Raw genomic sequence first — 21,583 nt, forward strand, 5'->3', positions numbered from 1 at the left:
GATGCTCTCCCCGCCCAGGGCTCGCGCGGCACCTTCAATCAGCAGGTCTGAACTGAAGTCGGCCAGATCCCGGGCCGCGCCCGGCCAGGCGCGCTTGAGCAGACTGCCGATGGTCTCGAAAAAGCCGGTCCGCCAGATGAAATAGATCGGGTAAATTCCATTGCTCAGCCACCACGCCATATGTTTCTGCGCAATTTCCAGGCCGGCGGACTGCGAGATCAACCCGCCGTGGGCGTAGAGCAACACGCGCAGTTTGCGATTCTCCCGCTTCGCCACCGCCAGGGCCTCGATCAGATGCTCCTCGAATATCGCATCTACATCGGCCGCTGAAGTCGTGACCTCTCCTTCGCTTGTAAATCGCCCCAAGGTGAGATTGACCAGGTGCGGCTGCAGCGCGGCCAGTTGCCCAGGGGTCAACCCGTGTCCGCGCGCAGTTGCGGACAGCTCTCGTGGTTCTTCGGTGGACCGCGCCTCGTGCTCATCGTGAGCCAACTCTGCATCCGCCGGGTCGGTCCCCCTCGGCATGCGCGACAGCGCGTCAATGGCATCACGCAGGACATGAGCCTGCTCACCGGGAAAGGGTCCCTCCTCCGGTTCACCGAGGCCACGACCCTGGCTCTGGCTGGCTATTCGCTCGCGCAGACCCTGCACCTCGGCCAGAATCTGCTGGTAGTCCAGGCTGCTGCCCGGGCACGACTTGCTCGACATCGAACTATGAAAGCGCAGGCTTTCCAGCGGCAGGTCGAATTTCTCCTGAACCAGGGCCACCACCCGCAATGCCGAATCGCGTTGCGGACCATCGAAGGGGTCACGATCCTGGTCAAAGTCCCCGATCATCTCGAACATGAACGGGCCGAACGAGGCATTGCCGTTATGCCCGGCAGCGCTCGCCGGTGGCTGGTTCCAGTTGCGCCCGAGCCAGATGAAACCTTGCGGATCAATGGTGATGTGCTGGGCAATATCACTCCAGCCATTGGTCTGGGTGTGGTATCGCCACATGCCGACGATGGTTTCATGCCCCTTGAAGTCCCGTCGGCTCGGTCGCCAGGTGTGATGCATGTGCACTGCATTGATTTTACGACTGAAGGGATACTGGGCAAGCAGCTGAGTGAACTGCTCCAAGCTGAGCCTGATAAAGGTCGGCGTCGACATGATGGAAAGCCTCTTGGGCAAAGGTTACGCAAGATGACACTGAAGGAAACTCTAGGCGGGAATGGTGCTTTGTCCATTGACGGCCAGGCCGGCCGGTCACTTGGACGTCGCACTGCCCAAAAAAGCCACTACCTGCCTCGTATCGCACCTTTCTGATTCAATTCGCCGAACTTGTAGCTGGTCGGGGTGGGAGCGGATACGCGGGGGTTGCGTACTTCCGTTGTTTCGTGGGGAAACGGCTTCACGGCAACTGGGATGGAAAGTGCCTTACACCTTGTACGCCTGCCGAAATCTGCGGCGGGGTCTTCCGAGTGGTCACTGCTGACCACCGGCCTGCAAGGTCACGGGACGAAGGGTGAACCGGGCAACTTGGCCGCGGCTATTCATCAGCGCCAACACGTCTAGAAAACCCGGGTGATTCAGAGTGACAGTGCTCCATGTGGTTAAAGCCCTGCATTTGGACGAACTTCACCGCCAGCGTGGGCACCACTACAAGTTCAACTCCAAAGCTAGGGCTTGGCGCCGATGGGGAGTTAAGGAGCGCCGATGCCCAGAGCTTCAACGAGCTCCATCAGCCATTGGCTCGCAAGCCCCACGAGAGTGTCATCAGGCGAGACGTCATTGGGCTCGATGTTGATATGGACTACCCAAGCACCATGTTTGGATGCCAACTCCGGGATATGGGCGGCCGGGTAAACATGCCCTGAGGTACCGATCGACAGCAATACGTCGCACTCGCGTGCGGCCCGATAAGCGCGCCTCAGCTCTCCATCCGGCAATGACTCGCCGAACCAGACCACATCGGGTCGAACGCGGCCACCACAATGAAGGCAACGCGGCGGTTCCTGTCGGCCTCCACCCGGCTCCATGTTCGCGGGCAGCTCGTTCGGATAGGGACGATTGCAAGCGAAACAACGGGCGCAAGCTATGTTGCCGTGGAGATGGATTACATCCTTACATCCCGCCCGCTCGTGAAGGTCGTCGACGTTCTGCGTGATAAGCGTCACGCAGGGCAGGAACTCCCGAAGCTTGGCGACAGCCAGGTGCCCATCATTCGGTTGCGCGTTACCAACAAGCGTTCGGCGCCACGCATACCAACCCCACACTAACCCGGGATCGCGCCTGAACGCAGCGGGCGTCGCTAACTGCTGCGGATCATAGCGAGACCAGAGGCCGGTGGACTGGTCGCGAAACGTTGCAATACCGCTCTGCGCCGAAATGCCGGCGCCGGTGAAAATGACGACATGCCGGGCAACTCGCAGGCGATCCACGGTTTTGGCAAATGTGTGTTCAGAGTTCATGTTCGGAGACAATGAGTGCTGGAGGGAAATCATACCTCGCGCTTGAGGGGGCTGATATCCTCGGCGCACAGTGCTGCAGAATGACTAACACCCCCCGGTATGCCAAACATAGGGCGCCAGGCAAGGCCAGATCTCAACGACAAGGATCGATCATGAATAGCCCTTTTTCTGACTTCCCGCCGTACGACGCTCAGCGCGCGGTGGAACGAAGAAAGCAACTGTTCGAATTCGTGCTTCCGAGCGACTGCGCAGCGGTCTACTACTTCACTGATGAGTCCGGGCTCTGCTCAGGACCGGCGCCGGCAAACGAGTACATAAGATTCGTGTTTCTGGTGAACATGGCCAGCGACTGCTCGACGTCATTCACCGGTACCTGGACTTGCAACGCTTTCTTCCTGGACGCCGAACCAACCTCCCGGCCCTCCCGTACACGGCACTTTCAGCTTGTTCATGAGCCAGAGGCAGACGGACTCGATTTTGCGCGGTGGGCAGGTATGGTCATGCGCTATCTGTCCGGCTTCCACCTGGGTGCCCAGATGCCAGCAGCCGACTGTCATGATCTCGCCACGGTACTGGAGGCTGTCGCCAACCCGCGTTTGAAATTCACTCTTATACGTCCGGTGGATGAGTATGAAATTGTTTCAGCGTTGAGCACCATACCCGACTACACGAATTTGCTCGCCATGTTCTATGGGCCTGTCGGTCGCTTCTGTCCTGTCAGCTCAATGGGAGAGATTTTTGACCTCCACCACAGTCAGGACGGTTGGTTCAAGTTTGCGGGGGGTATTCACCTTGATGAAGATTGCGCCGTGATGCTGCTCGGTGAACCTGTTGAGAGCCGAGACAGTTGATTTGAGCTTCATCGTGCTACTTCACATACGACTCGCCCTGGATCTTGGAGGTCACCCTACAGCTGCAGGCTGGGAACCCCCAATCCTAACGAGAGATACCATTGAAACTCGTGACTGAATCGCCACAGGTTTCGTAGACACCGTGATCGTCCACAGCCTTAAGCGGCCGGTCATGAATCCTAGAGAGCCTGAGCCGCCCCCAACGCCTTTGACCAAAGCATATGGACCCCATCGACCAGCTCCTTAGCAATTGCCATTTGCACAGCGGGATCGCGCAGCGCTTTCAGGTCTTGTCGGGTAGGGAAACGTAGATCGAGATTTTGTGTCGGATAACGCCAAAAAAGCTCTTCCGCCTTACCCATACTCTCCGGCACTGTTTGACTCAGCTTCAACAACGCTTTGAGTTCCGAAGGCTGCTCATCCTCTTTGGTGCAATAACCAAAGTAAAGACGGTGATCAACTTGGATATAGGCGTAGCCAGGAATCCCCGCCAGCGGATAGTACAGGCCGTAATACCGATTGTTCTTCGACTTCGTGTAATAGTTGCGGATAGTATCGCGATCAGCCGTATCCTCAGCTGCGGGCATCTCGGGGTACGTTGCCAGCCGGTAAGCCCGCATATGCTCCCATAGCTCCTCCTGCAAATCTACAAGCACCTCTTTATAAGCCTGATCAATATCAGCGACTAAAAGCAGGTTGTCGCCTTCACGCAGCTTTTTCTTCAGTTCATCCATGTATTTTCCTCCTTGATCGGTAGACGTCAGTCTTTTCAGCAACTCGATGTACTGGAATACACCCTCCCGCAAGCCTGCGTTGCGGGCAACCAAAGGCACACAAAGCTCCAGCCAACGCACGATGTCGGTCTCGTAGCTGATGAGGGTGACCTGTACATCCCTTTTGCTGTGCTCTGCGGGTTCGGAACCGTCCAGCGTCAGGTAGCAGTTCGTGATTTGCTGGTAACCCTCTTTTTTTACCAACTGGTCATAACGATAGAGCTGTTCGTAGGCATCTTGAGCATAGATTTTGTTTTCAATAACAATGGCTTGTCCTTTGGCATTCCTGATGAAGATATCGATGCTTTTGTATTCTGCCTGGACCGTCGCAGTCTCGACTTCGAAGTTCTCGATTTTCATAACTTCCAGAAACGCTTGGAGCAACCCGCTGCCGCAAGCATGTGCGCCGCTGGGGTCTAACAGGAAAGCCAAAAATCTGGAGTGCAAATAAACCTCATCGCTATTCGTCCGCAGCACCGAAAATAGATTGAAACCTGGCTCTCGGTGGTGACTCGCTCGCATGAGCGCAGCGTGATGGAACAAATCACTCATCGTTTCATTCCTTTAAACCATGGATGCGCAGGAGATAGTGTCATTTTGATATCTTGCCGACTACAGTGTACTAATGCAATTTTTCGTAATCGCCTTGCGATGATTCAGCCTGGATAATCCCGTTTGATTGAATCGCCACTGGATTTCTCAACACCACGACCGGCCGGTTTGAGTCGATATTTGCCCTCTGTGAGCGTCTGCTATTGGCCGATTCTGTTGAAAAAGTCCGCCATGGTTTCCACAGCAGAAAAGTACGCGTCTGAGATTGAAATCCTTACTTTGAGCAGAGGCTTCCGGGCTCAGATTTCACGTAGCAGCGTGCAAAAAAGGTGTTTTCACCGGTCAATATTCGGGCAGTTTGGGCGGACCGACTTTTTCAACAGAATCGGCCGATCTCTGCCCTTCACAAAGGGCGGCTCGGGACCAACCTTCGAGGGCAAACAGCGCTTTCTTCCCTTTGTGGCTCTTGGTTAAGTTAAACCCCGGAGGTTGGCCCTGCCGGGGCTTCTTTGTTCTCTCTGTCTCCCAATGGGCAGAGAGCAGAGCGGATGATATCAGGTCATTTTTGGATCGTGTTTCTTCGGCCAGAGAGTACCAACCGTGGGCTACATGAATGCGTCGCTAGCCCAGCAAGATATCGGTCGGTTCCTGATGCAGCGGTACAACTGGCAACGGCCACACCAGTGCAACAGCGGGCTGGCGCCCGCTGTTGCCGAGGAAAAACTTAACGCAGTGTCCGGGATTAGTTGACCACTACAGTTGGAGCGCAGTTGAATTTGAAGAAGCGCTAGAAAGTACTCGATGGCGCTCCTTTCGAAGCCCCATCGGTGACCAGGAACTCCCCGATCAGTAACCTTCCATAAACAACACCGCTTCCAATTGCCGCAGGCTGTAGGTTTTGTGCAAGCGCCGATTGAGCTGGCTGAGTACCTTTGTCGACAATTCATTTGCGTCGAGTTGAGCTGGCCATGAGGTGTAGGCATTACGCCAGAAGGTGGCAGTAGCTCGCGGTCGCGAACCGCCCCTGCCAGCGACTTTCCCAAGGTTCGGATAGCTGTTTTTGAATGTGACGAGTTCGGAGTCGCTCATGCACTGTTCGGCGATTGCGATCATGGCCGTTGCAACCCGCGAATCGTAGATAACGAAATCGTCCGGGTAGAAGATTGCATATAGCTTTGTCCAGGCACTGTTCATCAATGCCGGTGTTTGACGGCTCTGACGTTCTGCCCGAGTCAGATTGTCCACAACGACCTGTGCATCGTCGGTCGGCAGTTGAACACCACCCCATGCACAGATATTCGCGAATAATGCGAGTACCTGCGCAGCATTGGCGTGCAGGTCACCTTTCAGGTCACGGGCCCGACCAATAAAGCCCTGCAGGTGTAAATCGGTCGCAGCGAAGCCAACTGATGGGTTGGGCCAGAAATAGCTGGATAAACGAGCATCGAAACCGATCACAGGCTGTTGCGGGTGATGGCTGCTGCGCATTTTGTCGTAAATCTGGAAGGGCTCCTGTTCGAGGAAGCAGGCAAGTCGTTCTTCAAGGACCGTGACCTGCGAGCAAGCCCGGGCAGGGAGCGGAGCGCCTTCGTTCGCGTCCAGCAACTCCTCCAGTTCTTCGATGGCAATTACCCGGTATAGACCCTCGGCGACCCGTTTGTATTTGGCAGGTTGCCCAGCTTTGACCCAGTACCCGGTATTTTCGGCATTGTTGGCCAGTTCGGTGCGGACATGACTTTCGCTGTAGAAGTCGAATCCCACTCGGTACCGCTCTACGTCAGCGTCTTTGACACGACGCAGAACCTTGCGCTCGTCGGCTAACAAGTCAGTCGCTCTTAGTTCACTTGCCAGCTTGCCATTTTGAATTTCCAGAATGATCGAGTCATGCAGCGTCACGCTAATGCTCCTTTGCGAGTTGAATTCCAATGCCGCTTGTTTGTTGCCGAATCAGGTCATGAAAAAAGGTTCTTCACGGAATCCCGGGAAGAACCTTAAAAAAGACGCCCTTCCAGCCGCAACAGATGTTCGCACCAGAATCTGTGCAGGCGTCCGTCAATGTCCGGGAAGTTGTGTGGATTTTCCAGAAAGGTAATCAGTAACCGTGTTGCTTCCATGTGACCCATCAACGCTGCATGTTGCAGCCAGTAGAGGCCAGTGGCCACATCATGGCTCATGGCGTCATTCAATGAAACTCGTCCCAATCCACAGGCGGCCTCCAGATCCCCTGAGGCGGCACCTCGCAGATACCAGATGTAGGCAATATTGAGGTTCGAAAACGCTTCATGGACGCCACCCAAAGCCACCGCTGCGCGCTGGATACCTTTATTGTATGCCTGTTCGTAGAAATCGGCGGCCATGGTCAGGTCCACTTGTACGCCCTTGCCATAGGCATGCTGTTCGCCCAGATTGAACAGCGCTTCACCACGTCCCAGTGCAGCCGCCAGTTTATTCAATCGCCAGGCCAGTTGGTGATCGGCGGGCACACCGCGCCCGTTGAGCCAAATCCAGCCCAGATCAATCAGCGCTTCGACATCCCCGCCAAGGGCCGCCTGACGCAGGTCTGAGTAGTGCAGGGCCAGTGCCTGATTTTCCTCCAGCTGTTGCTCCGGGCTGATCATATTTAATCCCTCGATCCCGCTCAGGTTGGGCTCGCCCGCCCGCTTGAACACACGCCGCGCCGGCATGCCGATACCAACTTCATAAAATTGCGGCCCCGCGGGTGCTTGAAATTCCAGGCATTCAGTCGACGGGAGAAGGGTCTCCAGTACATGGGTGATCGATATTTGCGTCACGACACTCGCTCCTCATTCGCTGTCTAGCTAGTATCTGCGAGCTAACGACAAGACTTGTCGCACAGGGAGCCAAACGAAATGGATCCAGGAACTAATGGCGCAGCCGGCAACAGGGGGCAAGCGGCCATCACCCGTGATCGGCGCAATCGCCTGCACGCAAAAATTGCTTTAGCGGGCAAGACAGGAATCACGACGGCGGAGCTTGGTATTTTTCTTCAGGAAGAAGGCTTCAAGGAAGAAATACGTACGGTGCAGCGCGACGTGCAGCATCTGCGTGATGATCAGGAAATCGTATTGGTTGATGGTGATAAACCACCGCGATGGTGTCTGGCCAAAACGTCCCGATTGGACCTGAATGGGGCGGTTACCAAGCTCCCGAAAGCAGACCTCAAAATGCTCAAGTCGGCCCGGGTAGCGCTGAGCATTGTCACTCTTTACGAACAGGCCAGCCACTTGCTGCATCAGGCTGCGCTGGATGACATTGAAGAGCAGTACCAGAGTTCGAAGGAATTGCTGATGAAGCACTTGCGCCACGAAGGGCGTTGGCTGGGCAAGGTGGTGATGGGCACTCAACAGCTGCAACTGCGCCAGGCGCAAATCAACGAACGCTGGTTGCATGAAGTGCAGCTAGCGCTGCTTGGGGGATACCAAATAGAGTCCCTGTATTACTCGCAAAACAGTGCTCAAGAGAAGCGTAAGGTCATCAACCCACTGGGTCTTTCCTATCAGGATTCGAGCATTTATGTGATTTGCACCTTTGAAGGCGAGGAAACGGTGCGCACATTGCCGCTGCAACGCTTTCGAGAAGTCAAACCGATGAGTGCACGTGGGGTGGTTGTGCCTGTGGGCTTCGATCTGAAGGCGTACACGCAGAGGCTGGTGGAGCCTGACCCGATCGCACTGAAGCTGCGAATCAACGAGAAAATGCGCGCTCGCCTGGATCCTAGCGAAACCCCGCTCGCCGAGTATCAGCGGTTTACACGGCTGGACGAGAAGTGGTGGTTGCTAGAGTGCGAAACGGACTATTCCCAAGGCCTAGTCTGGTGGGTTCTGCGCCATGGAGAAAATCTTGAAGTGCTGGAGCCTGCGCGGTTGCGTCAGAAGGTCGCCCACTGTGTGGCGACTGCAGCCAGCTATTACGCCGATAGTCCGGCCTGCGGTTGACTTGAGTCGGAACCTGTTTCGGACACAGATGCCGATCCATTACTTTAAGCATCCCCGGAACATCATCGACCAAGACTCGGTGTGAGCATTTGGGTCAAAAATGCATTGCCGGTGACAGTCTACGAAACTAGGGGCGATTCACTTTGGGCCCGTTTGATTTGCCTTGAGGAAGCGTTGTTTATCATTTTGGAAAGTGTAGGTCTCGCTGTTGTCTCGGAGAAAATCCGAGTGAGACCCGAGGTGGACACTGCATTGAGCATCATTTTTGGGCGGGCTGCGCCTAATGACTACGCATGCGTCAGAGCTGGGCTCGAAAGCTATATGGAAAATCTACGCTCCTCCACAGGTGGAAAGTACGCTCCCCATATGAGGATCGAGCGTAAGTGCGGGAGACTTGGTCTTTTTCGCTAGGTGATCTTGATATCCGTTTACAGCACGATAGCGAACTTGGTTGAATGAAGCTCGTAGCGTTCGATTTTCTGAGCTGGGTGATCCTGGTCCCCTCTGACGCTGCTTCCTTCTATATCTAATGTAGTGGTCTGATAAACCCCGGCGGCTAAAAATCGCATCAGCGCCAACATGTGAGGACGACTTAGTCGAAATTTCTAGCTCCGTGTAAACCGCTTTTTTGATCTGTAGACCCCTGAGGTTAACAATTCAAAAAAGTGTTTTACAGCAGCTTGCTAATTACGTTGGTTTCGCAACATGTGACTGGGGCGATATTTCCAGTTACACGCCCCCGTTGCGAAAAGGCCAAGTATCTTTGCCAGCGCCTGAGTTTCAGGCTGGAAACGTAAGCTGTTGGCTCGCCCACTCCTACGGACTGTCATGCTGCACGTGTGAATGCTGTACCCACCCTCAAAAGCCGCTTTCTCACTGCTGCCATGATGCCAAGCCAGAGCTCACCCCTCCAACCTGGGACGTCCCACACACGAAATTTTTTCCCTATGAATAGCGTTGAGGTAAACCTGCGATTGCTTGAAACTGACTCCTTTTGCAAACAGGCCCTAGACCGTGTGTGATTGCACGATCCATGTCGCCCTCATGGTGGTTGTAGCTGGATTCAGCGCCAAACCTGTAAGCCGCAGCTCAACGTGTCGATGAGATAGCAATGGCAGAATTAACCCGGGTACACGTGGCAGACTCGTCAGACTCCGTACATGTGGTGTTCATCCACGGTTTAGGTGGTGACGTGCGTGAGACGTGGATGTCCAATCCCCTTGATCACACGACGCTCTGGCCTAAATGGATTGGGGAAGACGCACAATGCAACGTCTGGCTTCTCAAGTATGGTGCCGCGCTCTCGGGGTGGACTGACAGTGCGATGCACCTTGCAGATCTTGGCGCAGCATTCATGTCGGCGCTGCTTTATGAAAAGGCACTTTCTGGACGACGCCTGATCCTGGTTGGCCACAGCCTTGGTGGGTTGGTCATTAAGGCGGGACTGGTGCACGCATCTACTTTGCAAGACCAAAACTTCCTGCCAGTTCTTCAGTGTGTATCAGCAATTGTTTTTGTGGGCACGCCTCATCAAGGCTCTACCCTAGCGACCGTGGCAGCGGCAGTATCAGGTGTGCTGCGTACTAACCCACAAGTGCACAACATGAGAGAGGACGATGCATGGTTGAAGATCCTCAATGGCCAGTTCCAAAAGCTGCAGAGTGATTGGAGATTCCAGGTAAAGGTTTTTTTCGAGACGCAGGGTGTTTTCCTAGGCCGAAAGGTTTGGCGTCTTGCGTTTGGCCCGCGCGTCATAATCGTCGACCGTAACAGCAGTGATCCTCAAATTGCCGGCGTCACACCTATTCCGCTCGACTACGACCACATCCAGATCGCCAAGCCAAAGAGCCGTGAAGCCATCATCTACAAAGCGATGCTCGCAATAATCGAAGCTATCCCGGCGACCACCCTAACAGCCCCGGCAAGCGCACAAACAGCTGAAGCGCAACCCACTGTTTTGACCCCAAAGTTTTCTGCTACGGAGCGCGAGGATCAGAGCTGCGTCGTCAAACATTCCTCATTGGACGGGAAACCTGCTGCCTCATCCCTACGTCTGACGCACCTACGCCAGTTAGCACGCGAACTGCTCGACGGAGGACTGCCCTCCTCCATTACATCACTGTTTCCGAACGCACCAGTTGCCGCGTCACAGGCCTTGATTGCGCTGACATCTTTTGACCGTGTTGTCGTCGAAGTTGGCGAAGCAGGTGAGAATTCGTTTATCAGATGCCCCCTTCGGGAACTGGCAACCTCGGCAGAACCTAAGCACCTGGTCGTCGCGACTCCAGGTTCAGGCAAGACTCACGCGTTATGGCACATGGCAGACCGGCTGCTAGAAAGCTCGGATGTTGTCCCTTTATTCCTTCCGATCGGGGGGTTGACTACGTGGGATCAGGTTAAGGGAATCATCACCGATCTGTCCCCTGACTTATCACCGGATATGGTACTGCGTGATCCGAGAGTCTGCCTCTGCATCGACGGGTGGTCAGAGTTCGCAGCAGGGGAAAACATTGGAGAAAAGTCTAAAGCACTTAGGGTGCTGCAGGGTTCGCGCGTAATCGCCAATGCCCGGTATGCGGATGTCGGCGACACGGCCTTTAAAGTCTGGACGCTTGAGCCATGCCCTTCGCAGTTGGTAGCGCAAACCGTGACCAAAGCAAGGCCAGGTCAATCCGAAATGCCTAGCGATCTACTTGACCTCTTGCGTCTGCCACTGTTGTTGTCTCTGTACGTACTGTCAGGGAACAGTAGCTCAGCAACCGGAGCCCTTCTTCACGATTTTCATAATCGTTTAGCCCGCAATATGCCTGAGCGGTTTAGCGATGCGCTGAGTCGTGCGGTCGCGGCGGTAACCATTTCAGGCGATCGATCTTATAGCCGCTTGGTTTCACAACTTCGCATAGCCGCCACGCAGCTTGGCATTGCCGAGCCCGTGCGTCTTCTGGAATCGTTGGGTTCCATTACAAATCGCGGCGGGCTGGCGGTGCCAGTGCATGACCTGTATTGGAGTTGGCTCTGTGGATGCGGGCTCCTGCAAGGAATTGGAACGTGCGAAGCCATCAACCAATTGTCGACTCGGGAAAGCTACAGCCTCGCGCTTCAATCCGGCCAACCTGCTGATCCGTCGCTCATCGTGCAGACGGTAGCGAGCGACCTGTTACTCGCAGCCGAGTTTGATGCCAGTACAGGGTTGCAGCAACCACACCCGGCCATTGTATCTGCCTTGGATCGAGCGTTTTCGGATCCTCGCCTGGCGGTTAGAGGTCGGGCTGCGCTCGCTAGTTTGCTAAGCCAGAGACCACAGTACCTGCGTCAAGCTCTGGATATTCTAAGCGAGCTGTACCGGAAAAAAGCAGCCCAGCCAATATGGATACACGCACTGGAAATCACGGACCTGTTTGCCCAGAGAGGCATCGTCTGCGAATGGTTAGGTTCACCAGGGACGGAGTATCTCCTTGACGCCATTGCCAGAACAGGCGGTGCTAACTGGGTTGATTGGCTGGAGCAGATGGCGTCAGCTGGCAAAATCACCTGGGAAGAAGCACTGGCCACCGCGCTTGCCTGCAGCCCTGAAATACCGCGATGGGGTATCCATCGACTTGACGATCTGTACAGAGATGCTCCCTGGAAGCTTAAGCTCGCGGCCAAGCGACGCTCCAACGCCGCATTGGCAATGACGATCGCGCAAAACTATGGCCGCATCATTGATGAAGTCATTTCGCGAGGCTCCAGCGGCTGGCTCGACATCAATCAGGTGATTTTGGACTGCGGCGATGATCGAGCGTTCGACGTTCTGTTGGCAGAATTTGGCAATATGAGCCCGGACGCTCAAAAGCTGCTGGCGTACGTGATCGTAGATCTTGGGGACAGATGGGTCGCGGAATTCCAAAAAGTCGCCTTCGCCCTGCCTGGTAAAACCCACCACCACAAATTGGAAGAAGTCGTATCGCCCGATATTGATGATGAAACTGCGAGACAATGGATCGCAGCAGGCCATCACCACATCGGCTGGCGAGTGCTCATTGCACGCCACGGGGTAACAATGCTGCCGACCTTGATCGCCGACTTACCGCTCACCTTCGACAATGTTCATGTAATTCCTGCTCTGGAGCACATGGCGTATCTAGACAGTACGCCCGATACGCTCATCCCTGAAATTTGGAGCCGCTTCAAAGGACAGATGCAGCCTAAAGCAGTCCAAGATGCCCTAGCTGCAGTCGCCAAAGCAAAACCAGGCGGAATGCGCAGCATCGTTGATTTTTTAAGCCGTGCGTCTTTTTCACTTCCGCAGATTCACCTAGAGCAAGTGCTCCGGCTCTATGCAGCCTGGCAACGAGAAACACATTCGCAAATCCAGATCGATACCGGCGAGCACTCATTTCCTTTTGATGTTTATGTTGCGTCCCATGTGGCGTATCGCCATTGGGACAGTCATTTTGCTCCAGGTATGCTGGCAAGGATTCCTGAACTGGCCATCGATTTCGTCCTTAACCATTGCTCAGCTGACGATGGTCGAAAGGAAGAGGTCTTAACCGCCCTTAAAAGCGTCAAATCCTACCATCCCGAACTTTTCGAAGAGATGGTTGCGACCCCCAAGCTAGCTGCGCTGATCCCGAGAGTGTTCAGCGAAAGCTTTGAGTCTTTTCCTGAGTCGGCTGTGATCAGGGCCATAGATTGCGAAGACATCAACCAAGAACAATTACTGTATCAATTAAGTAAATCGAGCAACCCGCTACACCGTCGCGCGCACGTCGTGTTGATCGAGCGAGTGCTTGAGAATGAAATAAACCTGAACCATTATCGCTATGTCGGCAATTGCCTCAGAGCGCACCCACGTTACGATTTGATCAACCTACTCAAGGACACGGTTCATCTGAAGAATGAAAACGCCGTGTGGTTCATCCGCCAGGTAGAAGCTGTGCGAGGGGAGCTTTTCATCGACGAGTCAGGACAGTTTCTTGCGTGATGGACTGCGCCGCGGGTACGTAACGGCTGTTGACCAAATTCCCACCTGCAGACTTGCGATTCGGGGTTGGGTCTCAGCTGTCCCAATCATTCGCTTTATCTCTCGTGGTGTACGCACGACACGAATGAGCTGTTCATAAGCTTCAGCTTGGTAAGGAAGATCCGACGCCGGCATCTCGATTCCGTTGTTTCGCATAGCGCTGAGCAAAAGAGCTTTGGCATCGTCCTCAAACATTGGCCTCAGCGGGATACGCTAGAGACGACGTTGCCTTTCGACCCCGAAATCTCATCAGAATTTGTGAGCCGGGTCGTGCGATTAAAATATTCCAAATATTGCATTCGTTCATACCGAGCTGATTGGTAGGATTGCAACACTCCGAAGGCATGAGATTCGAGTCCCGCCTGCAACCCGGACGACAAAATACCGTCTGCAACCTGCAACCTGCAACCTGCAGCCTGCAACTCTGTGACTCATCCCCTGAATTAGAATCGCGGATCAATGTTATGCCTACGACCACCATCATGCATTTGTCGGACTTACACAGGGACGCTGAGAGCCGTATCCGGACAGCGACGTTGCTGTCCTCGCTTGGCCGGGATATGGATCGGTACACCGCTAATGAAGGGATTCCCAAGCCTGACCTTGCGGTTATCAGCGGCGATATCGTTTATGGCGTTAGAGGCTCCGATACTGACGGTGATGCCCAGCTCGCAAAACAGTACGACGAAGCGTATGAAACGTTAACAGGGCTGGCTGATCGTTTTTTTGGTGGCGACAGGGAGCGCGTCATTCTGGTACCAGGCAACCATGACATCAGCATGCCTCACGTCAGCAGGGCTCTGGTACCTGTTGCCATGCCCGAGGATGCCGAAGGGAAGAAAAAACTTGCCCGCGAGCTGATGGAGCCCGAGTCAACTTTAAGGTTAAACCTTGATGCATTTGAGGTGCTGAGGATTGCAAACCTGACGCTCTACAACCAGCGCCTTGAACCGTATGCGAAATTTTACGAGCGCTTCTACAACGGGGGACGAAAGTTTTCACTCGTGCCGGAGGAGCAATACTCGACACACGACTTCCCAAAGCTCGGGGTGTGCATCGTGGGGTTTTCGAGCTGCCATGACAACGATCTCTATAACCGCACAGGCCATATTTCGGTAGAAGCCATCACGCGGGCGATGGATGAAGCCAATCCCATAGTCAAGGATGGTCGCCTGATCATAGGCGTTTGGCACCACAGCATTCAGGGTGGGCCCAAGGAGAATGACTATATCGAGTCCGGATTTCTGCGGCACCTTATGGATGCGAACTGCTCCATCGGAATGCATGGCCACCAGCACCGCCCTGAACTCCTTGAAAACCGTTTCTCCGCAGACAGTCATCGCCATATATCCGTGATCAGCGCTGGCACACTTTGCGGTGGCCCCCACTCGCTGCCCAGTGGACGGATGAGGGCCTATAACCTCGTTGTGCTCGACCAAGACGAAGGGGTCGGTACGATTCACGTAAGGGCCATGACCAACTCGGACTTCAGCTCGCCTATCTGGGAGCGAGGTCATGTTGCCGAATTCGGCGGCAGCTCCATGAAGTTTAAGCTCGCACAGCGGAAGGCGCAGGGGCGTTCAGCCTTCGACGCTGCCGGTAAGGCAGACCAACTTATCCATCAAGGCCTGCCTGTAGATGCCTTCGAACTGGTTCGGATGCACCTGAGTGATCCGTGGGCTAGGCAGATTGCTGCTACTGCACTAGCGGCATCAGAGAACTGGAAAGAGGCTATCAACCTGTTTAGCCCTCCCTCCTCTGCTGCAGATTTTTTATTGCTATGTGACGCCTACGAAGCCTTGTGTGATTGGGCTTCGCTTCGGGCGCTGATCTCTTCAAGCTTTGCGCGGGAATGCCCAGAGCTGGCTGTTCAGCAGCGTATCCAAATATCTCAAGCGACTCTGAAAGGTAAGTGAACATGTCGACGAGTATTCCTTTTCAGGTTGAGACTGATCGTGTGCTTGAGATTCTCTCAAAGCAGATTTACGACTCGCCATTCGCCATGGTGCGAGAAAATGTTCAGAACAGCTATGACGCCATTCTCATGCGGGCCGACGTAGAGGGCCGGCCGCTTACCGAGTACCTGATCGAGGTCAAGGTGGCTCCCGGGACGATTTCGATAACCGACGACGGGATCGGGATGTCCGAATCCGTGTTGCGAGACAACTTCTGGAGAGCTGGCTCCTCTGGCAAGAACACAGAGAGCGCACGTAAAGCAGGCGTAATTGGTACCTTTGGCATAGGCGCGATGGCCAACTTCGGCGTGTGCGCTGAACTCAGCGTCACCACTCGCACATCAACCGACGAGGTTGGCTATCGCACCACAGCACAAAAACAAAACCTCAAGATTGGCCAGGACTGCATCACTTTCGAGGAGCTCGACGAGTCAACACCGATTGGTACGAGCATCCTGGCGACACTGGATGAGAACACGCAGCTCGATTTGCTGGGATTGAAAGCGTACGTAGGTCAGTTCGTCAAATTTCTTCCTGTTCCGGTTTTCATCAACGATGAGCTGGTTAGTCAACAGGATCAAATGGCATCGATTGGCATCAGTGGGTGGCAGTCCATCGGCAAAACCAAAGTGCAAGCGGACGCGCTGACATTCGAACTGGAAGCTTACATCTCAGGCAATATCGGCGTTGGCGTCGTGTGCACTGAGTTCTGCCTTGACGGTACTCCAATCAAGGGATCGCTGTGCCTTCGCAGTGGCATGGGTTCTATAATGGGATTGCGTTCCAGCTTTGGTCTTGCGCCCCTCCCTGTTGCCAGCACCTATCAATTAGGCGGGGTTGCGGATTTGCCGTTTCTGGTGCCTACCGCAGGCCGTGAGGCGTTAACTCGTGAGTCGATTGCAGAGGCTTCGAGGATCTTTCCCCCACTGGAGCTTCATCTCACTGAGCTACTCGCAGTCCACCCTATAGCGGACAGCTTGGCCGCGTTTCAACAGTATGCAGTGAATTCAAACAGGACTGATTTAGCGAAGCGGATAAAAATCCAGGTGCAAGATGGGGAGGATCAGATCGAATTGGGCATGCTGCAGACTCATTTCGCAAATATTGAGATGCAGTCCTATGAAGGTACCGACCCTGATCTGATCAAAATGTTTTCAGGCTCAGATATACCGCTGCTTCGGATCAGCCAAAATCAACCTCGTCGCGAACTGCAGCGGCGATATCTGAGCCAGATCCTGAAAGTCCCGAGCATCCCCAATCATGCAACGGTGACGAAAGAGTACGGGCCTAGCGAGCTTACGCGTGATGAGGTGAGTTTGACGTTCGCTCTGGCGAAGGTACTGCGGAACGACTATATGCTCGACGATGTGAAGATCATTTGGGCAGATATCACTCATGGCGTGCCCCTGATCGCCAAGATTCTTGGCGATCAGGTGACACTCACGCTATCCAGAAAATGGGCGCCCCTGCGAGCGATACTCAGCCACATCCATACATCCTTTGACCTTTTGGAGAGCTTCACCAAGGATCTGGTAAGGGTACATATCTACTCGCACATTCAGTCTTTCGTGCCCAGCTCTCAGCGGTCTGGACTTGATGCCCTGCAGCGCTCGCTGGAGCGCAAGAGAGAGCTATACCGGCTCGATCGCGAGGATAACGGCGCGCTAGAACCACTGATTGCCGATTATTTGAGCGGCAAGGTTGAAATCACCCAGGTTCTGAAAGCGGCTGTGGCAGCGACGGCCGTGCAGACCCAGCATGTAACCCCGCGCCAAGTAGGAACGGTTGAGAAGGTTTTACCAGATGTCATCAGCGCGGCAGTACCTGCAGCGACTGGTCAACCCGTCGCGGCTCCGGTCGCAGGCTCGCCAATTTTGCGACTCGACACCAGCATTGATGAGCGCTTATTGACGACAGATCAAGAGCTGCCACATCTCAACAATTACAAAATGTTCTTGGCACTGTCTGATCGATTATTCCAGCAAGAGCTTGAGTTCTTCAAATGGCCACACTCGACCCAAGTGGCATGGGCTGGGCGTCGCATTGTCTACTTGTTCTCGGGAGCAAATTCGGGAATAAGCCTGTATTACGACATCGAGCTTCGAGGGCTGCGAAACGCCGGTGATGCGGGTGGTAGTGCGTTAACCACGACGACCATAGTCGCCAACAATCGCATTCTTGTCCCAGTACCATCGGCGTTGACAGAATGTTTCAAGGTGACGGATGGGCCGGTCGAGTTTTACGTGAGGTTCGATCTACTCATGCACCATGAACCGTTGGCGACAGGCTCCATTAGAGAGCCGGCATAGCAAACTGCTATTAGGCACACCCAAAGCCAAGGATCTAATTGCTCTGCCTTGGGACTGAGAGATCCAGACAGACAACCTGGCCCAAGAAGTTGGGTCAGGCTTGGCCGATAGGCATTACGAGATCTAGCTCATGACGACATCGAGCTTACTTAGCCCCCGTCTGCGCTCAGGATTTGATCAAGGCGAACTATTCGAGAGATGCCTCACGTGCTCCACTGCTGAATAAACCGGCCGGGAGTGCGCAGAAGCGGGTATTGCCAATGCTCACAAAGTCGAACCAATTCATCGACCACGTACCTCACCTTGGGCTGTTGGCGTTGCCGAGACTTCGCTGACCCAGTCTGACTCCTCGCGAATCATTGTCTGTGCTGGATTTGTGCGGGTTTGGAGATGGGGCAGTCTGCCGCGGCACGTGGGTCAATTCGGCGTCGGCGTCAGCGCATGTAAATTCGGTAATGGCTGCGATCGACTTTTGCGCGAATCTAACGATATGTAATCATCGTGATGAGTGGCTGATCACGCACCTGCAGAGCGGTACCAGGCCCTGTCCGCCTCTCTACCTGCGCCTGCTGGGCGTCCGGTTACAGAGAGCCCAAGCAACCTACTGTTCCCTTGGATCCACGCTGGGTACCATCTGGAAATCTTGATTTGATGGGGTTTCAGCGGGAATGGATGAGTACAAACTTTACGTCGAAGACACGAGCGGCAAGCTCATAGACAAGGATCAATTTGAAGCAGACACCCTGCGTAGGGAGCCGTGGTACCAGAGCGGAAGTGGGGAAAAGCTCTCGCAATTCGCGGTATGCCCGGCTTGCGACAATCCGATTCAGCTGGTCGGTCTCTATCAGTTACCTGAAAACGTGAAGAACCCATACGGGAAACACACGATGTCGGGCATCCGAGGCATCGCCCCGCTGGATACCGAAGCTCGTGACAACTGTCCGTACTTCAAGCCACGTCAGCACCAAAAAAGTGATCGTAAGGCCAGGTTTGATGGGGTTCCGCGGAAAATCATCAAGCTGCTGATTGAGCAGTTCGATCGCGTGGTTTACATCCTGGAGAAGCAAACCCAAGTGGTGCTGTCCCCGAGGGCGTTGAGGGGAATGCTGGAGCGTTACAAGGGAGAACAGGGCTATCTCTACACCGGAGCGACGCTCCGAAATGTGCCCTGGATCTTTGCTTACATGTCGGACGCCACACCCCTGTTTGCCCAAAAGGTCAATGGAAACAATGAGCTGACGAAAGCAATTCTCACCCACGTCCCCAAGGGCAAGATCGATAGTAACGGTCGCCTGGATACTGCGACTAAAGGTGCCTTTATCGATCTCAAGATGAGTTTCATCCGGCATCGAATCGTCAAAGATAGCGAGGCGTCTGGCTTGATTGAGAGCATGGTGTTTGTAGTATCGCAAAGCCTCAAGGGGGACCTTGTGGACGTTCACAAGGACGTCATCACCTTTGAATCGCGTTGGTTCGAGCGCCTCATCCAGATGCCAGCGGATCATGCATATCGAAGGATGGACAGGGTTGAGCTTGCTAGGGAAGTACTGGGCGATCTGCTGTAAACGCTACGAAAACGCCGCCGCATCTGCAAACGGCCAAGAAAAGCGAGATTCGGGAAGTATCTATGATTTGCGTGGATTGCGTAACACCGGCTCCACTGAAGAGGTTGTTCGACACCCACGGTACGGAGGCTGACTGCAAATACTGCGGTCGACAGGGGTGTTGACGCCGAGGCCGAATCGACCCACGTGCCGAGGCAAGACTGACCCATCTCCAAACCTGCACAAATCCAGCACAGACAATGATTCGCAAGGAGTCAGACTGGGTCAGTGAAATCTCGGCAGCTGGGTCAATTCGGCGTCGACGCCAACAAACAATGCTCTTACGGATAAAACGCAATGAGACCATCAGAGGTAATTGATGCTTCATCACTCTGCGTATCAACGCTCGCTCAGCCGCCATGACACCTTGGTCATTCTTGAGCTGGAGCCGTGGCTGGAGGCGACTCAAGGGTCTAATTGATTCTGTATGCGTCGCACTTGCTTGCTGTAAACCACTTTTTGAATTGTTAACCGCAGGGGATTACAGATCAAAAAAGTGGTTTACACGGAGCCAGAAATGCCTACCTATCGGAGTTTGTCCGTCCTAAGCCGGTGAAGAGATCGCGCAAGACCGTCGCTATCCGACCCAAGGCTGACGGTGGCGACCGACAGTTCTTAGCGGTCGGTGGACAAGTTAGTGGCCGAACTGGCCAACGAAATATAGGAAGGTCTAGCGATGTATAGCGAGTTTTGCTAGATGTCGCTAGATTTGCGTATTAGTTGATCGCAATCATGATCGCGTATCTACATGTGCTTGTTGGCGCTGATTGAAAACTGACCCACCCTGCCGATTGCAGTTTGATCTAGGGCGGGTTACTGCTTGGCGAATCCGATGACCCGTGTCCTCCTACTCGAAAACTAATGGGCGTAAATTGAAAACCTGGGACAGTTTTCAGCCGGCAGGACAGCCTGTTATCAAGTCAATGCTCGGTCAGCGGCACAGTTTGGCTACACCATCATATTCTACTGATGCCTAATCGCCATTATGCGCAAGAAGTTGCGCACTTGTTCGCAAAAAACCCCTCCAACATCGCTAAGCGCCAAGCCCGCCGTGGCCTGTAGTCGAGTGCGCAAGAAGTTGCGCAGTACTGCGCAACTTCTTGCGCACTTTATGGGGTGATTTCCCTTGAAACTCACTCAAGTGATTGAGAAAACTCGGCCATCCCCCCGGTTTACTTGGCCCTAAACTTTTCTGGCACGGACCTTGACTACAGTCAGGCACCCACCGGGCGATATCGCCTCCCGGGCACCCTAAATTTTTAGCAAGGAGCACATCCATGGCTACACCAGCGTACATGTCCGTCACTGGCGAAAAACAAGGTCTGATCACTGCCGGCGCATTCACCGCCGACTCGGTTGGCAACACCTACCAAGAAGGTCACGAAGACCAGGTCATGGTTCAGGCTTTCAACCACGACGTAATCATCCCGCGTGACCCGCAGTCCGGCCAACCGACCGGTCAGCGCGTACACAAACCAGTCGTGATCACCAAGGTCTACGACAAGTCTTCGCCACTGCTGCAAGCCGCTCTGACTTCCGGAGAGCGCATGAGCGAAATCGTTATCCAGTGGTTCCGCACTTCGGCCCAAGGGACCCAAGAGCACTACTACACCACCAAACTGGAAGACGCGATCATCGTCGCCATCAACAACAAAATGCACAACTGCCAGGATCCGTCGAACTCCCACTTCACGCACCTGGAAGAAGTGCAGTTCACCTACCGCAAAATCACCTGGACCCACGAAGTATCCGGTACTTCGGGTTCCGATGACTGGCGTCAGCCAGTCGCTTAATCGCGGCTGACCGCTTCACGCATCGGCCAGCTCTGCTGGTCGATGTTGTTTACGCCTTTCCAGAATTTTGCGTCTGCTGACCCCTTTTCCTGGGGCTTTGGCGAACGCCGCTGCACTGCACGAGGAACAAGGGATGTTCGCGCTGGCCAATCAGACTCACTTTGCCCTGACTATCGAAGGACTGGACAACGATCTCCAGGTGCTTGCCCTGCAAGGTCGGGAAGCCATCAGCCAGCCTTTTGTGTTTGAGGTGGAACTGGTCAGTGAACAGCCGTCCCTGGACCTCGAAACCCTGCTGCACAAACCGGCCTTCTTGCAGCTCTCGCCTGACG

Annotated in this window: 14 protein-coding genes and 1 pseudogene; 10 read left to right on the forward strand and 5 right to left on the reverse strand. The window is 54.3% G+C overall.

The features are described 5' to 3' along the window. Window positions 1-1,152: N-acetylmuramoyl-L-alanine amidase (locus tag WLY71_RS21920; RefSeq protein WP_347805198.1), on the reverse strand; the 1,152-nt coding region annotated here is incomplete at its 3' end. A 255-nt stretch (window positions 1,153-1,407) separates the two neighbouring features. Here WLY71_RS21920 and WLY71_RS21925 point away from each other — a divergent pair. Further along, complete coding sequence (locus WLY71_RS21925; RefSeq protein ID WP_347805199.1) at window positions 1,408-1,557, forward strand: hypothetical protein; 150 nt, start codon at window positions 1,408-1,410, stop codon at window positions 1,555-1,557. 128 nt (window positions 1,558-1,685) lie between these two features. Here WLY71_RS21925 and WLY71_RS21930 read toward each other — a convergent pair whose 3' ends face one another. Next, a complete protein-coding gene (locus tag WLY71_RS21930) occupies window positions 1,686-2,453 on the reverse strand; it encodes an SIR2 family NAD-dependent protein deacylase (RefSeq protein ID WP_347805200.1) in 768 nt (255 codons plus the stop codon). Between the two features lie 152 nt (window positions 2,454-2,605). On the opposite strand from WLY71_RS21930, the gene WLY71_RS21935 reads away from it, so the two are divergent. Beyond that, on the forward strand, window positions 2,606-3,304 hold the full coding sequence (locus WLY71_RS21935) for a hypothetical protein (protein ID WP_347805201.1): 699 nt from the start codon (window positions 2,606-2,608) through the stop codon (window positions 3,302-3,304). A gap of 179 nt (window positions 3,305-3,483) precedes the next feature. Here WLY71_RS21935 and WLY71_RS21940 read toward each other — a convergent pair whose 3' ends face one another. Then, window positions 3,484-4,629 (reverse strand): PDDEXK-like family protein, encoded by a 1,146-nt coding sequence (locus tag WLY71_RS21940; RefSeq protein ID WP_347805202.1) that lies wholly within the window; start codon window positions 4,627-4,629, stop codon window positions 3,484-3,486. 591 nt (window positions 4,630-5,220) lie between these two features. Here WLY71_RS21940 and WLY71_RS21945 point away from each other — a divergent pair. Then, window positions 5,221-5,379, forward strand: a pseudogene (locus tag WLY71_RS21945) (IS3 family transposase); the annotation flags it as partial. Between the two features lie 96 nt (window positions 5,380-5,475). Here the strand turns inward: WLY71_RS21945 and WLY71_RS21950 are convergent. Together WLY71_RS21950 and WLY71_RS21955 are read right to left on the reverse strand one after the other, a co-directional pair. After that, entirely contained in the window at window positions 5,476-6,525 is a 1,050-nt protein-coding gene (locus WLY71_RS21950; RefSeq protein ID WP_347805203.1) for a hypothetical protein, read from the reverse strand. Window positions 6,526-6,620: 95 nt separating this feature from the next. Further along, the gene (locus WLY71_RS21955) at window positions 6,621-7,421 is read right to left on the reverse strand and encodes a tetratricopeptide repeat protein (protein ID WP_347805204.1); all 801 of its coding nucleotides are present in this window, start codon (window positions 7,419-7,421) and stop codon (window positions 6,621-6,623) included. Window positions 7,422-7,475: 54 nt separating this feature from the next. On the opposite strand from WLY71_RS21955, the gene WLY71_RS21960 reads away from it, so the two are divergent. The 7 genes from WLY71_RS21960 to WLY71_RS21990 form a co-directional block, all read left to right on the forward strand. Then, window positions 7,476-8,585, forward strand: coding sequence for a helix-turn-helix transcriptional regulator (locus WLY71_RS21960; RefSeq protein ID WP_347805205.1), 1,110 nt, complete (start codon window positions 7,476-7,478; stop codon window positions 8,583-8,585). A gap of 1,111 nt (window positions 8,586-9,696) precedes the next feature. Next, window positions 9,697-13,551 (forward strand): alpha/beta fold hydrolase, encoded by a 3,855-nt coding sequence (locus tag WLY71_RS21965; RefSeq protein ID WP_347805206.1) that lies wholly within the window; start codon window positions 9,697-9,699, stop codon window positions 13,549-13,551. 503 nt (window positions 13,552-14,054) lie between these two features. Further along, window positions 14,055-15,506, forward strand: coding sequence for a metallophosphoesterase family protein (locus WLY71_RS21970; RefSeq protein WP_347805207.1), 1,452 nt, complete (start codon window positions 14,055-14,057; stop codon window positions 15,504-15,506). A 2-nt stretch (window positions 15,507-15,508) separates the two neighbouring features. After that, window positions 15,509-17,854, forward strand: a complete 2,346-nt coding sequence (locus WLY71_RS21975; protein ID WP_347805208.1) for an ATP-binding protein — start codon at window positions 15,509-15,511, stop codon at window positions 17,852-17,854. 668 nt (window positions 17,855-18,522) lie between these two features. After that, the gene (locus WLY71_RS21980) at window positions 18,523-19,419 is read left to right on the forward strand and encodes a hypothetical protein (RefSeq protein WP_347805209.1); all 897 of its coding nucleotides are present in this window, start codon (window positions 18,523-18,525) and stop codon (window positions 19,417-19,419) included. Between the two features lie 1,316 nt (window positions 19,420-20,735). After that, window positions 20,736-21,251, forward strand: coding sequence for an Hcp family type VI secretion system effector (locus WLY71_RS21985; protein ID WP_017338154.1), 516 nt, complete (start codon window positions 20,736-20,738; stop codon window positions 21,249-21,251). A 133-nt stretch (window positions 21,252-21,384) separates the two neighbouring features. Next, a partial coding sequence (locus WLY71_RS21990; protein WP_347805210.1) for a hypothetical protein occupies window positions 21,385-21,583 on the forward strand: 199 nt, incomplete at its 3' end.

Origin of the sequence: Pseudomonas rossensis (genome assembly GCF_039888995.1) — a bacterium.
Classification (GTDB): Bacteria; Pseudomonadota; Gammaproteobacteria; order Pseudomonadales; family Pseudomonadaceae; genus Aquipseudomonas; species Aquipseudomonas rossensis.